General features: G+C 49.2%; 13 protein-coding genes and 1 pseudogene. 6 read left to right on the top strand and 8 right to left on the bottom strand.

All coding sequences use genetic code 11. The annotated features are described in order from the left end of the window. The 6 genes from IQ268_RS30960 to IQ268_RS30935 all read right to left on the bottom strand — a co-directional run. Positions 1–1,662: cysteine peptidase family C39 domain-containing protein (locus IQ268_RS30960; protein WP_193887148.1), on the bottom strand; the 1,662-nt coding region annotated here is incomplete at its 3' end. Positions 1,663–1,672: 10 nt separating this feature from the next. Next, complete coding sequence (locus tag IQ268_RS30955) at positions 1,673–2,944, bottom strand: NHLP bacteriocin system secretion protein (RefSeq protein ID WP_193887145.1); 1,272 nt, start codon at positions 2,942–2,944, stop codon at positions 1,673–1,675. A 204-nt stretch (positions 2,945–3,148) separates the two neighbouring features. Continuing rightward, positions 3,149–3,313 carry a bacteriocin gene (locus IQ268_RS30950; RefSeq protein WP_193887143.1) on the bottom strand — a complete coding sequence of 55 codons (165 nt, stop codon included), beginning with the start codon at positions 3,311–3,313 and terminating at the stop codon, positions 3,149–3,151. A 124-nt stretch (positions 3,314–3,437) separates the two neighbouring features. Continuing rightward, positions 3,438–3,686 carry a hypothetical protein gene (locus IQ268_RS30945; RefSeq protein WP_193887141.1) on the bottom strand — a complete coding sequence of 83 codons (249 nt, stop codon included), beginning with the start codon at positions 3,684–3,686 and terminating at the stop codon, positions 3,438–3,440. A 182-nt stretch (positions 3,687–3,868) separates the two neighbouring features. Further along, positions 3,869–4,195 carry a helix-turn-helix transcriptional regulator gene (locus IQ268_RS30940; RefSeq protein WP_370584735.1) on the bottom strand — a complete coding sequence of 109 codons (327 nt, stop codon included), beginning with the start codon at positions 4,193–4,195 and terminating at the stop codon, positions 3,869–3,871. A gap of 219 nt (positions 4,196–4,414) precedes the next feature. Then, the gene (locus IQ268_RS30935) at positions 4,415–4,981 is read right to left on the bottom strand and encodes a calcium-binding protein (protein ID WP_193887136.1); all 567 of its coding nucleotides are present in this window, start codon (positions 4,979–4,981) and stop codon (positions 4,415–4,417) included. A gap of 492 nt (positions 4,982–5,473) precedes the next feature. Here IQ268_RS30935 and IQ268_RS30930 point away from each other — a divergent pair, with 492 nt between their 5' ends. From IQ268_RS30930 to IQ268_RS30910, 5 genes are all read left to right on the top strand, one after another. After that, positions 5,474–6,904 (top strand): hypothetical protein, encoded by a 1,431-nt coding sequence (locus IQ268_RS30930; RefSeq protein WP_228035883.1) that lies wholly within the window; start codon positions 5,474–5,476, stop codon positions 6,902–6,904. Next, positions 6,901–7,977, top strand: a complete 1,077-nt coding sequence (locus tag IQ268_RS30925) for a DUF1822 family protein (protein ID WP_193887134.1) — start codon at positions 6,901–6,903, stop codon at positions 7,975–7,977. The genes IQ268_RS30930 and IQ268_RS30925 overlap by 4 nt, the downstream gene beginning before the upstream one ends. A gap of 8 nt (positions 7,978–7,985) precedes the next feature. Further along, a complete protein-coding gene (locus IQ268_RS30920) occupies positions 7,986–10,433 on the top strand; it encodes a CHASE2 domain-containing protein (protein ID WP_193887132.1) in 2,448 nt (815 codons plus the stop codon). After that, positions 10,417–11,124 carry a hypothetical protein gene (locus IQ268_RS30915; protein WP_193887130.1) on the top strand — a complete coding sequence of 236 codons (708 nt, stop codon included), beginning with the start codon at positions 10,417–10,419 and terminating at the stop codon, positions 11,122–11,124. The genes IQ268_RS30920 and IQ268_RS30915 overlap by 17 nt, the downstream gene beginning before the upstream one ends. 838 nt (positions 11,125–11,962) lie before the next feature. Next, a complete protein-coding gene (locus tag IQ268_RS30910) occupies positions 11,963–12,391 on the top strand; it encodes a DDE-type integrase/transposase/recombinase (protein WP_193887128.1) in 429 nt (142 codons plus the stop codon). 159 nt (positions 12,392–12,550) lie between these two features. On the opposite strand, the gene IQ268_RS30905 is transcribed toward IQ268_RS30910, so the two are convergent. Together IQ268_RS30905 and IQ268_RS30900 are read right to left on the bottom strand one after the other, a co-directional pair. Continuing rightward, positions 12,551–12,790: a hypothetical protein gene (locus tag IQ268_RS30905; protein ID WP_193887127.1), complete on the bottom strand. Its 240-nt coding sequence runs from the start codon at positions 12,788–12,790 to the stop codon at positions 12,551–12,553. A gap of 55 nt (positions 12,791–12,845) precedes the next feature. After that, a pseudogene (locus IQ268_RS30900) lies at positions 12,846–13,172 on the bottom strand (transposase); the annotation flags it as partial. Between the two features lie 41 nt (positions 13,173–13,213). On the opposite strand from IQ268_RS30900, the gene IQ268_RS30895 reads away from it, so the two are divergent. Next, positions 13,214–13,905 (top strand): IS1 family transposase gene (locus tag IQ268_RS30895; protein WP_193887126.1). Its coding sequence is split into 2 segments (ribosomal slippage): positions 13,214–13,544 and positions 13,544–13,905, totalling 693 coding nucleotides; the frame shifts between segments, so codons are not numbered across the junction. Positions 13,906–13,909 lie beyond the last annotated feature (4 nt).

Raw genomic sequence — 13,909 nt, 5'->3', positions numbered from 1 at the left:
CCCCCCCACCAACGCCACCCGCTGTCCGGGTTTTACCGAAAAATTCAAGTTTGCAATTAAGGGAGGCGCTAAGCGGCTATAGCCAAAAGTGACGTTTTGCAATTCAACATAACCCTGCAACTTTGAGCGGAACGGCGCAAACTGCAATACGGTCTTTGCGGCATTCTCTTGATTCACCTGACTATTTACATGATTCTCTGTTGTCGTCAATGCGGTGGGCTGAACGATTTGCGGATCGATCGGGTTTCGCAGCACATCATCCAGACGTATCAAGTTGCCCTCTAATTCTTGCAGGGTGCTGCCAAAATTCACCAAGTTATTCACTGGCATCAGGAAGCTCTGCATCAGTCCTTGAAACGCAACCAGCATCCCAATGCTGAGATGCCCGTCCATGACGCGGAAGCCACCTATAACCAGCAATAGCATCGCCGAAAGCACAGAGAGGAAGGCGGGTAAAACTGAGAAAGTTTGGTTCGTCACGCCTAACGCTTGCTGCGAGTTAATTGCTTTCGTATAATATCCTGCCCACCGGGTAAAGAAATCTGACTCTAAGCCAGATGCCTTAAGGGTTTCAATGCTTTGCAGTGCTGCGATCGATATTCCTGCCGCCTTACCATGCTCCTGAATCAACCGCTGGTTCGTGTCAATGCGGTTGCGTGCGAGCCACTGTAGAACCATGATATTGATCATGGCAAAGCTGACTACCAGTAGAGTCAGCACCCAATCATACTGCACCATAATGAGGGCGTAAAAGATCACCATGACAGCATCAACTGCTGTAGTTGCTAAGTGCCCCGATAGAACATCTGCGACTTGATCATTCAGGCGAACACGATTGCTAATTTCTCCGGCAAATCGCTGGGCATAGAAGCCGATTGGCAGTCGTAAGATATGCCAGAGAAACTTACTGGATAGACCAATTGATAGTTTAATTTTGAGACGGCGGAGACAGTTTAAGCGTAATACCGTTAATACTCCCTGAATCACAGCCGTGAATATCATACCAATGAGTAAAGGACGCAACCATTGCTGTCGTCCTTCTATTAGAATCTCATCTACAAAAACTTGACTGAATACCGGAATAACCATACCCGTAAGCGTCAAGAGAAATCCAGCGGCGATGCAATAGGCGATCGCTCCAACTGAACCGCCTAGCCGTTCTTGGAGGGCGGCTCCAAGGCTCGGCTTTTGCCCCCCTTTCGTGAAAATTGAATCCGGCTCCAGGGTTAGGACAATCCCCGTGTAGCTGCCATCAAATTCTTGCCAGGATACCGATCGTGGGCCGGTCTCTGGATCATTCAAGTAAACCCGCTGTTGGCTGTACCCTTCAACCACTAGAAAGTGATTGAAGTTCCAAAAGACGATGTAGGGTAGCTGGAGCCTTGCCAACTGGTCAATCTCTACTTTCAGCCCCTTCCCCTGAAGTCCATAGATTTTCGCTGCTTGCAGAATGTTGGACGCTTTGCTGCCATCCCGAGAAACCCCACAGGCTTGCCTTAGTTCAGCCAGGGGCACAATTCGACTGTAATAGCTCAGAATAATCCCCAGGGCTGCCGCGCCACATTCCACCGCTTCCATTTGCAGCAGGGTGGGAGTCTTAACGCGAGTGTTCCCGTTCCCCAATCTTGTTTTGAGATGAGACAGTGGATTAACCTGTATCATCCAGCTCAAATTAGTAAACACCGCTAGCAGACCTCAAGATTGGCAAAACAAAGGTAATAGGAGCGCGTTCTTCTACCTTGACGCGAACGATTGTGGTTGTACCAGAAGAAATCTGCGTTTCTGGTCCTTGAGAGGAAGACCACTTGTATCCACTAACCGTATTGGGATCTAGCATGAGTCGACTGGAGATTTGAATCAGACTGGATTGATCCGCCGCCAGATCTTCTACTACCTCTGCGTTGCCAACCACTGCTGTCGCTCCCGCACGGGTCATTGGGAACGGTGAAACGGTGGTGACAACACCCATGATGCCGCCAAAGCGCTCTCGCTTAACCACTTGCGGGGTGATTTGGATGGACATTCCCTCTTGAATTTTCTTGCCATCCTCAACGTTGAAGTAGGTAATGCCCTCTAATGCTTCAGCGCTATCTTCTTCCGCCAAATTGGCAATCCGGCTTCCAGCGCTAATGACCTGATTTTGAGTGACTGCAATCTCTAATACCCGTCCGTCTTGTTGGCTAATGATTTGTCCGTTGTTGCTCAGTTGCGATGTCAGTTGAGCAATTTCTCTTTGCGTTTCCTGAATTTCTTTTTTTCGAGCCGTTGAAGCTTCTAAATCTTGTCGATTTTGCTCGGCGGCGCGGCTGTCTAGTTCTTGTAATTGAGCCTGTAGATTGGCGATCGTTTGCAAATTTTCGAGAGACTGCTGTTCGGCATCTAGCAATGCATCATTGGTCACAATCCTTTGGGTATACAGTCGTTTGCGAACTTGTAAGCGTTGCTGATAGATTGCAGTTAAGTTTTGCTCATTCTGGAGACTCTGCTGAAGAAATTGGCGCTGTTGCTGAATGGCTCGTTTTTCTGCTTCAGTGCTGGCGTTTTGCAATGAACCAACCTGCTGATCCTGGCTTTGGAGTTCTGCAAGTTTGGCTTGCTGCTGGTTTAGCTGTTCTTGAAGTTCAGATTGATCGATCGTGCCAATCACCTGTCCGGCTTTCACAACATCTCCCACTTTGATCTTAAGTTCGATTAGCTGTCCGGTACTTTTGGATTGCAGCGGGACAACGTTGCCCGGAAACACCAGAATCCCTCGCCCTTCAACTGTGATTGGGATGCGTCCAAAAATACTCCACAGCAAGGCAACGAAGACCAAAGACCCTAAAGCGGCTAAAGGTATCCAGCTTCCAGGGTTGACCACCTGCATGAGTTGGTCAAGTCGTTCTGGAGACGATAAACGTTCTAATGATTTTTTGCGGAACAGATTTTGCTTCTGCGCGATCATCTGATTCCTCCATCATGCCAACCAGACTTTTCAGTGAGAAAGTGGGAGTAGAAGTATTGTTGAGGGCAATAACAACACTCCCATTTAACTAGAAACTTGAGTTGAGTTTTTCAGAGATTCAACACTGTTTTATTTCTTCCCGGATTGCATCGCTGTTAAAAAGCGATCGCAACATAACTTAGAGCTGGAGCCAACTTGCCGAAACTAAGGATAACGCCACAGACCAGTACGGCGACGAAGTAATTGACGCCGTGCTTCATCGAGCGGATTCGGACGAGGGCATCCTCCTGTAATGCTTGCCAATTCATCCTCAGAAAGGGAAAGCAAGGGTTCTTCAGCAATCTGCTGTGTTTGATTTTGAACTTGCATTATGTTGCCTCCAAATTAGATGAGTTGAACGTCAAGAAGATAGACAATCTATCTTTTCAATGAAGCTTGTTTGCCTTCCATTAATTAGTTAGATGTGCGAGTAAAAACCTCGACTTAGATTCCTCTAAAATTTTGTTCTCCACAGACTTCCAAGCACATGACCAGTACCATAGTTGTTATTCGACTCAGATACATTCTTCCCATTCAACCCATCAGATAGTCCCTGTGACAAATCTCTGTAGCCTTCGTTGACGGCATTCCATGTATCGTCCCACCAGCCTCCTCCAGCAATTGCTTCTAACTCCTCAGCATTCAGTTCATTAATATCTTGAAATTCTAAAATCGGTAAGTTGATCTCGTTAACGTTTTCCATTCTTCTTTCTCCTGTCTAAGTGATTTCAGGTTTCTTGAGTTGCTTAGAAGTTATTTGTTATAACTTCCCCGCGTTACACACCACTGTAAAAGTGGAAAGCATAGATGCCAATGCACAATATTTAGATGGTTGTTAGATTTAGCATTCTGTTTTGTGTTGATGTAGACGCAGATCGGCATCGTTTAAGTCGTGCGCTGTGATTCTCTCCAGATTTGGGGAGTTGTGCCATAGTGATGGCGGAACTGACGAAAGAAATAATTGATATTTTGGTAACCCACTGTTTCCGCAATTTGATTAACCGTCTGGTTTGTCTCCCGAAGTAAACAGCTTGCCTGAGCCAGCCGATGTTCAATAATCCACTGGTTCACCGTCTGTCCGGTTTCACGCCGCACTAAATCTGTTAAATAGGCCGGAGAATAGCCAAAGGTTTTCGCCACATCGCAGAGGCTGATTGACTGATAGTAATGGGTGGCAATGAATTGAAGAATGGATTGTACCTGATTGTGCACACAAAGTTTTGATTGTTTTTTCATGCTTAAACAGAAGAAAACGTGACAGTGACTGTGTTCTGATCGCCACGTCGTCTGACTGTGCCATGGCTCAACACTGCCTGATCGCGGATGACACGTTGGGAATGAGCGATCGCTGACAGTACGGCAAGGTTTGACAGTGTATTGTGACGATCATAATTCAGGAGATGCACTGTCAAAACTTGCTTCTAAGAATGTCTAGACGAAAACAAAGTTTTGGCTGCTCACGTTAGTCGAATCTTGAATCACCCCAATCAGGTCATTGCCAACGTAAATGCCCGTGTCTTTGGCTGAGGAGCCAAACCAGTTTTGATTTTTCACCAGTCGATAGCTGCTAGAGCCGTCGTGAGCTTGAATGCGATCCTCTCTCGGATTCCAATCGGCAATCCGGGCATAAGAAGCATCACGACCGTTGCTGGTTCGACCACCCAGATAGAACACCCCCGTTGTATCACCGAGCATAAAGGTATCCCTTCCCCGTCCGCCAATTAAGGTATCAATTTCTCGGTTATATCCCCAAGAAAAGCCGCGCAAGGTGTCGTTTCCGGTTCCACCATTGAGTTCGTCGCTGCCCAAACTACCAATTAGTAAATCATTGCCACCGTAGCCCAACAATTTATCATTACCTGACCCTCCATAAAGACTGTCACCGTAGGCATCGCCGAATATTGAATCATTTCCACCATATCCTTGTGCGACCAGATTGGTGTTTCCTCGATAGTCAAAGTAATCATTGCCGCTGCTGCCATCGTAATAGAAAGTCATGATGGATGCTCCAAGAGTGTGTTAAGCCGGATTTAGGGAATCAATTAAGAGCAGTTCTAGAGAGCGTTGAGTTGCTCAGCCCGTCATCGATCGCCTGTCGTACCTGCTTGACGAGATATGATTCGGCGCTGTAAAAACCTATGCAATGGTTCAAAAATTTTGCGATCGCTCAGCAGCGGCAAACTGCATAGATCTGGCAGATTCAGAATCAAGAAAGACTGCTAGCGCGATCGTGTCAGACTCAATGGTGTAAACGCTCCAGGATCTGGCAAGGTGGATTCTGTCGCCATCGAAGGTGAAGAATCCTAATAAAGATGCTAGAGACGGAGTTTTTCGTTCTAGCTCCTGAGCCTAGTTGAATAGAGGTTAAGGTATCTGTCCGATCTGATTGCATAGGTCTTTCAGTCCCGAATCAAGAATCATGGCAGGTGATTCGAGTTAAAACGGATGAAGGCAATGATGACTCGATGCTCTAAGGATAGAGAAACACTCATGACTGCATCAAACTATTGGCAATTGGTGCGGCTCGACGGCACAGGAGGGCGGCGCGTCGAGGAAGTGGCGATTGCCAAAGCCTTCTTCCAAGACCGTTTTCCAATACTTGCGGCTCAGCCAGCGATTGCAGATGCGCCCATTCAGCGAGAACTCATGCAACTGCTACGAACGGCTGCAAATTCGATCGATCGCCAGCGAGCAGCATGGTGTTTGCGCTGCTTCATTTCTCACCAAATTGAGCAGGTTTGTGTGCAACTAGAAGTCAAATTTGGCACACAGCATGGCTTTACTCGATACGATTTATTTCCGTTTGTGCTAAATGATCATCTCGTTGCGGATCAGCGCTTTGATCAAGCATCAAATCGGCAGGTTTCGACCCAGTATCGACCGCTGGCAGTTGAAATTTTAGAAACGTTTGATAGCGATCGCGCTGGTTTAAGTACCTGGGTGACAAGGCAAGTTCGGCATCATCGTGAACTGCGAGCATTTTTGCATGAGCATGGCGTTCTGTTAGCGACCGACTGGGGCATTTTGAACGACACTAACCCGGAATCACTGCGATCGATTTTGACAGAATTCTATCGGTTAACTCCAGATGAAATCGCTCCCGCCTATCGTTTATTGCAGATCTATCACGAGGTTTACCGACGCGATCGCCTCCAGCAACGCCAGCTTGGACGCTTGAGAGATAAAGAAGTCTGTGCTGCGCCCAGTCTTGATCAATTGACGCGCATTGCTGAAGCATTGCCCGCAGAAATGCGGGTTGCTTTGCAATCACCTGAGCGCATTCTGAGCCAGCTTCAAAAAATCGCCTCGCAACTGCGTCAATATCGCCTGCATCGGATCGGAAAAACCTTGCCCACCCAATCGCTCGATCGACCGGGAACAAAATTGCTCGTGGCGGAACTGTCAGCCGTTGAACCTGAAATTGATCTCGAAGAAGAGAGTTTTCTAACGTTTTATCGCGAGCAGGTAATGAACTGTCTCGATCGATCGCTAGCGCAAGTCACGAGCGATCGTGTTACTTACTTACAGCGCAAAAAAGCAGAAGCAGCGCAGCAATTTCTAATGGCCTTGAAACTATTTCACTGTAAAGGCCAATCAATGAGTGAAATTGCGCCACAAGTTGGACTGCAAGCTCAGTTTCAGGTAACTCGCCTGCTGAAGCTAAAAGAATTTCGGGCAAATGTGCGATCGCGACTACTGCAATTGCTGTTCCAGGTCGTTGTAGAAAAAGCTAAAACCTACTCTGACGCGGCTCGATTACAAAAGCTCAATCAGCAAATTGAAATCATTCTTGAAGAACAGATCGATGTGCTGATCCAGCAGACCGAGAAGGAAGGGGCAGTTGCTAAGAAACATCCGCTTCGCAGTTTGTTTGCACGTCGGCTTTGCCGTCACTTAGATCTTAGGAGTAATACCCCATGACACCATCCTCAGACCTCATCGATTTCCTGGAGTCGGAAGCGCTCACCGACGAGCAGATTGAATTATCACTCGATCAAATGGAGCAGGCGGCACAGTTAAGCCAATCGGGTGCTGATGCGTCTCAGCAGTGGCAGCTTTATCTTCATGCTTTGGCACTCGCTGGGTTTAAGCAATGGATAGAAGAGTGGACAGCGGAATTAGAAATTGACGATTCGCGCTGTTCGATCGCTCAACCTAATCAATTTATTGCGGTTCATCACCTCTTTGTTGCAAAGTTTAATCTGTGCTTGATTGCGGCTCCAACGTTGTTAAATCCGACGATTCATCTTCCGAAAGCCATTGTTGATCTACGTCGATTTACTCCACATATTTATGTGTTAATCGAGGTTCAAGAGGAGCAAATGCAGGTTAAAGTGTCTGGCTATTTGCGCCGCGATCGCTTATTTGAGCAACAACAATCGTATCCGCTCAAAACCGTGCCGAATGAGATGTATGCGGTTCCGCTCGATTGGTTTAATCTTGATCCAACTGCACTGTTGTTAGAGTTGCGCTGTCTTAAGCCCTACCCAGTGGATTTTCTGCCTCAGCCGCCGCGAGTCATTAACGTGCGTCACTGGCTCAGTGATCGCCTCGATGATCTGGCGTCGGAATTGGGCTGGAGGCTCATGCCGCCGATCGCTGCTGCCGCCTTGCGCTCTGCTCAACAAGAACTGTCAACTTTAGAGATTCCAATTCCACCACAGGCGCGGGGTGCCTATCAAGAAGTGCAATTGGGCAGGGTGACATTGCGCCTTCAGGCCGCGGCCTGGGTGCTCTCTGCTGCAAGCGAAACGTTTGAGTGGACGCTGTTGATTACCGTGAGCGGCGATCGCTTACCGTTGGGAACTTGCCTGCGGATTCGAGATGACACTCAGTTGCTGTTTGAGCAGACGGTGGAACGTGCAGAGGCGACAGCACTCTTTGCACAAGTAGGCGGCGACTTGAGCGAGCGATTTTGGGTGACGATTGATCAACCTGACGGCAGCGCGATCGGCTTGCCGCCATTTTGCTTCGAGCCAGATTTTGCAGCATGATTGGCAACATGAATCGATTTCGACTCAAGGTTCAAAAAGTTGAGCAGCACTGTTTGTTTGAACTTTCTTGGGGTCAAGCACAACAGATGGTCGCGACCTTAACCGACTCTCCTGCGCTAGCAGAACACTATCAAGACTGGCGGCGTATCTACCTGAGCTTTTATAAAACCGCAGAAATTCCTTTATTTCCAACATCCCCAATTGATCCGGGACTGCGCGGCAGAAAAATTATTGGCGGGGAGCTTGTCCCAGCGGCGATCGATTGGCACACTAAGCTGGTCGAAGCTGAAATCAAGTTACTTAACGAGTTCTATCGCTGGCTGCGGGGTGCGGAACTGTTTGAGATTCGAGCCACGCTGGCTCGTGCCAGTCAGGTGAGCGATCGCCTCGATTTGGTGTTAACCTGCACCGGGATTGAACTGGCGCGACTGCCCTGGGAAGCCTGGGAGATTGGCGCAGATTTTGCGGCTACCGGAGCCATTCGGATTGTGCGAACTCCAGCCACGATTCGATCGGATGCCACTTTTTCCGCTCGTCAGCCGCGAGGTCGAGCCAGGATTCTGGCGATTTTAGGCGATGACACTGGCTTGAACTTCCAGACCGATCGCGAGGCAGTGCGATCGCTGGATACGGTTGCCGAAGTCACGTTTGTCGGCTGGCAACCGGGACAAACCGCAGCCGAGGTAAAAACACAAATTCGGGATGCGATCGCCGCTCAACCGGGATGGGATGTACTGTTTTTTGCCGGACACAGCAACGAGGCAGAAACGACCGGAGGCGAATTGGTAATCGCGCCCAACGTTTCGATCACCATTCACGATATTGCTCCGCAACTGACAGCAGCCAGAGAACGGGGGCTGCAAGTTGCCATCTTCAACTCGTGCAGTGGCTTGAGTATTGCCGAATTTTTGATCGATTTTGGTTTTGGTCAAGTTGCCGTGATGCGTGAACCCATTCACAATCGCGTTGCTCAAGAATTTCTGGTGCAGTTTCTGCGCGGCTTGGCAAATCGGCAGGATGTGCATGAATCGCTGCGGTCGGCCTGTCGATTTTTGCGCTTAGAGAAAAACCTCACCTACCCGTCTGCCTATCTGGTTCCCGCGCTGTTTTGCCATCCAAATGCGCCGTTGTTTCGGCTCGCCTCTGGCTGGAAGCAACGGTGGGCACAGCGCTTTCAGTCGCTTCTGCCGTCTCGCCTCGAAGCGATCGTCCTGGCTGTCGGTATTGCTCTCAGCCTATCGCCCGCCCAAGCGGTTCTCCTCAATACCCGGCTTTGGATGCAGGCAGTCTACCGCGACTTCGCCCATCAAGTTCCTGCCCAAACTGAGCCGCCTCCCATCGCGTTAATTCAGATTGATACAGCTTCGCTTAGCCGCGCTCGGCTCTCAAAGCTTCAGCCGATCGATCGCCGCTATCTAGCAAAGCTGCTCGATCGGCTCACCGAATTAAACGCTTCCGTGATTGGCATTGATTTTGTCCTGGATACGCCGCAGCCAGAAGATGCCGCCTTGCAGAAAGCAATTCAAACGGCGATCGCTCGCCATCAAACCTGGCTGGTGTTTGGTGCTGCGCTTGACGATCAAGCAGTTGAAGTGGGCGTTCATCAAACCCAAATTGCCAGTCCCGCCTGGAGTCTCCAGGCGAATATCGACGCCAATTTAGAGTACGTGATGTTGCCCTACCCGGACGAAGACTGTCGGCAGACCTGTCCGTTTACCTACCTGCTCTCACTTGTTCACACCGCGCAATTGCACAGCACCGACCTGCCTGAGCCGACGCTCCACCAGACCGCGAATTTGCGATCGCAACTCCTCGACACGATCGACGCTCAGCGTCCGCCCAGCCAGAGGCTCACCGCCGTCCGCCAACTCCATCTCGCGCCGATAAGCATCTGGGCATATGACCGATTCGGGCAGCATTGGCTAGAGCCGATCGTAGACTACTCAATTCCCAGCGATCGCGCCTACGAGCGAATTTCCGCCTGGCAAGTGCTAGATGCCAATCAGCCACCTGCTAATTTTTCTGAGCAAATCGTGATTATCGCACCGGGAGCCGATGAACGCTTGGGCATGGCTCCGGGCGAACCCGATCGCTTTCCCCGCCCTACCGCGCTGCGCTACTGGCAACCTCAAACCTACTGGCTCACCGGAGGCGAAGCGAATGCCTACATGGTTCACCATCAGCTTAACCAGCGACTCGTCATTCCGATTCCCGATCTATGGATGCTGGCGATCGCTGTGCTGCTGGCAAAAGTGGTGCGGCTTCGCAGGCGATCGCCCTGGACACCAAAACAGCACCTCGCTGGATTGAGCGCGGCAACCCTCCTCTATGGACTTCTCAGCCTCCAGCTTTATATCTCCGCCGCAGTATTGCTGCCCTGGCTTTTGCCCACCGCTCTGTTTTGGGCGTACCGTCTTCCCGCACTCAAAAGGCAACCTCATGGTCAACTTCATTAAACCTCACTGGATTCTACTCGCGCTATTCATTCCCGCTGCACCCTCACCCCTCCACCCTTCTAGTCCCTCACCTCCTTACATCGCTTCCCTGCAATATCATTTTTCTGCTGTCCCTAACTCCAAACAACGCCGCCCCAGGCGACGGTTGGGTGGGCGGGGAAATGGCAACATCTGTGTGCTTTCTCCAGGATTGTTAGAGCAACAAAACATAATTTGGAGCGATCGCCCCCTGTTTGTGTGGAATGCACCGCCAGAAGTGACGATGCAGCAGCTTGAGGTGATTGACGAAACCAGAAGATTGGTATGGGAGAAATCGTTGGCAGCCACTGACCAAACGGCGCGATATGAAGGGCAACCGCTGCAACCGGGTCAGTTCTATACTTGGCGATTGTACTGGCGGGTGCAAAATGCACAGTACAGTGCAGATTACACCTTTCAACTGATGGAAGCAAATCAGCGCAACCCAATGACCGCCGATCTGCAATCGCTTACTCGCCCATTGCCGACGGCTCAATCGAGTCCAGAAGCGATCGCCCATCAGCAAGTGAATTATCTGCTCAATCGCTCGGAACCACTGTGGTCAGATGCGCTACAGGTGCTTTATTCGATCGAGAATCCCTCCAGCCAAACCACGCAACAGATTCAAGATTGGATCAATAGAGCTTGCAGTAATGAAGAAAGGCAAAGGTAACAATTCAATCTACTTAGCTTGACTTTATCCATCAGGCAGCAAAGCAAAGCAAGTCAAATCAACAGTTGAAGAGGGAGCGAGGAATATTTACCGTATCGGCTTGAGGAGTAGACAACTGAAAAAGACGAACGTGCCAAAGACGTTGACGTACCAAGGCTAGGGCATTGGAGAAGGGACGTTGTGAGGTAACTGGAACGGATGCAAGAATTGGGCTTGATGGGCTAGCAAAACCACGATGGAGAAGAGCGTTAATAGTGCTGGAGTGGTTCTAAGGATCGCCAGAGGTGACCATTGCCTTTGGGATTCCACACCCAAGTGAGTGCACACTTCTTCAAAAGTGACTTCAAGTTGCCAGCGCCAGCGTAACCATTGCAAGATTTGCTGTGGTTGAGCACAGAGGTCAGTACACAGTAGGGCTTGGGTTTGAAAACGACCTTGGGGGTCTTGGATTAAGAACCAGCGAATCGGTACAAGTGGCAGACCACTGTGATACCACACAGCCGTGCAAGAGGCAATTTGCAGGGCATATTGCCAGCAATTCTCAGTTTGGCAAAAAGGTATTCAAGTCCTGGCAATAGCGGTATTGTAAGGACACCTGAGAGAGCCAAGAGAGCCAGAACCGTTGAAAGAACGGGGGTTGTTTGACACAGTAGCGGATTCTTTTCGCCAGCGACTGTCCTCGCTACCGGACAAATGCACTGGCAAGAATACCCGCTATGGGATGGAAGATGCCGCCTTGAGAGGATGTCTGAGAAGCCCAGCCATAGCATAGAAGGAAAAAAGCTCCCATCCCGTAAGCTGTCAGAAGAAACAACGACTGACTGGGGTAATGAGAGCAATGAGATCATCTTATCCGACCGATTTAACTGATGAACAATGGCAACTGCTGCTCACGTTACTGCCTGGTGCTAAACCAAGCGGGCGACCACGCAGCGTCGATGTGCGAGCTGTTGATTCAGCAGGTAACACCTTGGACTTCATGTTGAGCGCAAAGCGAGATGGCAAGGCAGCAGCACGCTTCTTTCGCAAAGTACTCAAGGCTCAGCACACTCAGACTCCACGAGTGATTAACGTGAATAAGAATTCGGCTTACCCAGTAGCAATGGAAACGCTGAAAGGGGATGAGACGTTAGATGAAGTAACGGAATTATGGCAGGTGAAATACTTGAACAATGGAGTTGAGCAAGACCACAGAAACATTAAGAGAATTATCAGAGTGATGATGGAGTTTCGTTCAGTAGTGCGAGAAAAACTTGAGGGGAATTGAGGCGATGAATATGATCACAAAAGGACAAGTAAAAGGAGTCGAACAAGGGGACAGTGTGTCTCAAGTGAAATTTATCGAAGCGATCTTTGGAATGACTGCTTAAAACGATGACTTTGATGGAAATCCTTTGCCTTTAAGGAGTTTTTGCGACACAACCACTTACCCTGCGGATACCCAAAGCTGTTGGACATCATAAAACTCACCTCGTTGTTCAATGGCATACTCTCCGAGCAGTAGAGCCAGCCATAATTGCACCAATGGCATTTGCACCGACTGCTGAAGCTGCACGAGAGGAATAGTTGAGACACGATGTTCTTCCATCCAATGAGCGATCGCCCTTGTCCAAGTTGAAACATCTTCATCGTGAGCAAGACTGAGTGCCTGATTAAAGACCTCCACGTCTGTCAATCCCGGATGCGAGAGTGTTTAGATTTTTGTGTCAGCTTTTAGATTGTCAATAGTTGAAGCGTCCTGGAAATAGGATAGCAAAATGTGACAAGGCTGCCTTCCAATCTTTAATCGGTCGGTTCCAGCACTTGGCAATGTTGTGCATTGCCAAATACATCAACTTGAAAACAGACTCCTCATCTGGGAACACAGCCTTGGTCTTAATTACCTTGCGCAATGAGCGATTGAGCGACTCAATTGCATTGGTGGTGTAGATGACTTTGCGAATATCCATTGGATACTCAAAGATGGGAATAATGTTCTCCCAGTGCCGAATCCAAATCTGGCTAATGGCTGGATAAAGGGCATCCCACTTGGCCGAAAATGCATCCAGAGGGCGTTGCATAATGAAGGGAGGAATTAGGATGAGTTCTCATGCAATGTCCAGAGTGCCAATCTACTCATACCCGTAAGAACGGCAAGAGAAGGGGTAAGCAAAATTACATCTGTGTCAGTTGTGGTCGTCAGTTCATTGATAGCTATAGTCCGCCTCAAGGATACGGTGAAGACATCAAGCAGCAATGCTTACGCCTGTATGTCAATGGCATGGGGTTTCGAGCCATTGAACGAGTCACAGGTGTGCACCATACCACTGTGATTTACTGGGTCAAACAGGTTGGAGAACACCTGCCTGATGCATATAAACCCGAAGCAGTTCCGCAAGTCGGTGAACTGGATGAACTCGAAACTTTTGTGGGGGCTAAAAAAACAAAATCTGGCTCTGGACAGCGGTAGACCACTTTCGAGCAGGCATTTTAGGGTGGGTGTTAGGTGACCATAGTGCAAAGACGTTTGAACCGTTGTGGGCAATTGTTGGCGCATGGCACTGTTATTTCTATGTCACGGATGGTTGGAGTGTCTATGCAAGATTTATTCCACCGGGAGATCAGATTGTGAGCAAAACCTACATGACACGAGTGGAAGGTAAAAATACCCGCCTACGCCACTATCTGGCTCGACTACATCGCAAAACATTGTGCTATTCCAAATCAGAAGAAATGCTGAGGCAGTCAATCCGCTTGCTACTTCACTACTTGAGATTTGGCGATGTCCCGATTCCTGCTTGATTCC

Source organism: Oculatella sp. LEGE 06141, assembly GCF_015207605.1.
Lineage (GTDB): Bacteria > Cyanobacteriota > Cyanobacteriia > Elainellales > Elainellaceae > Oculatella.
Note: the sequence above shows the minus strand (reverse complement) of the source record. Positions and strands in the feature narration are given on the sequence as shown.

What these genes read in the sequence shown, in the direction of transcription:
- IQ268_RS30925 (WP_193887134.1), top strand. Translation starts at nt 6,901, where the DNA reads ATGACACCATCCTCAGACCTCATCGATTTCCTGGAGTCGGAAGCGCTC.
- IQ268_RS30955 (WP_193887145.1), bottom strand. Translation starts at nt 2,944, where the DNA reads ATGATCGCGCAGAAGCAAAATCTGTTCCGCAAAAAATCATTAGAACGT.
- IQ268_RS30950 (WP_193887143.1), bottom strand. Translation starts at nt 3,313, where the DNA reads ATGCAAGTTCAAAATCAAACACAGCAGATTGCTGAAGAACCCTTGCTT.
- IQ268_RS30945 (WP_193887141.1), bottom strand. Translation starts at nt 3,686, where the DNA reads ATGGAAAACGTTAACGAGATCAACTTACCGATTTTAGAATTTCAAGAT.
- IQ268_RS30935 (WP_193887136.1), bottom strand. Translation starts at nt 4,981, where the DNA reads ATGACTTTCTATTACGATGGCAGCAGCGGCAATGATTACTTTGACTAT.
- IQ268_RS30930 (WP_228035883.1), top strand. Translation starts at nt 5,474, where the DNA reads ATGACTGCATCAAACTATTGGCAATTGGTGCGGCTCGACGGCACAGGA.
- IQ268_RS30915 (WP_193887130.1), top strand. Translation starts at nt 10,417, where the DNA reads ATGGTCAACTTCATTAAACCTCACTGGATTCTACTCGCGCTATTCATT.
- IQ268_RS30920 (WP_193887132.1), top strand. Translation starts at nt 7,986, where the DNA reads ATGAATCGATTTCGACTCAAGGTTCAAAAAGTTGAGCAGCACTGTTTG.
- IQ268_RS30910 (WP_193887128.1), top strand. Translation starts at nt 11,963, where the DNA reads ATGAGATCATCTTATCCGACCGATTTAACTGATGAACAATGGCAACTG.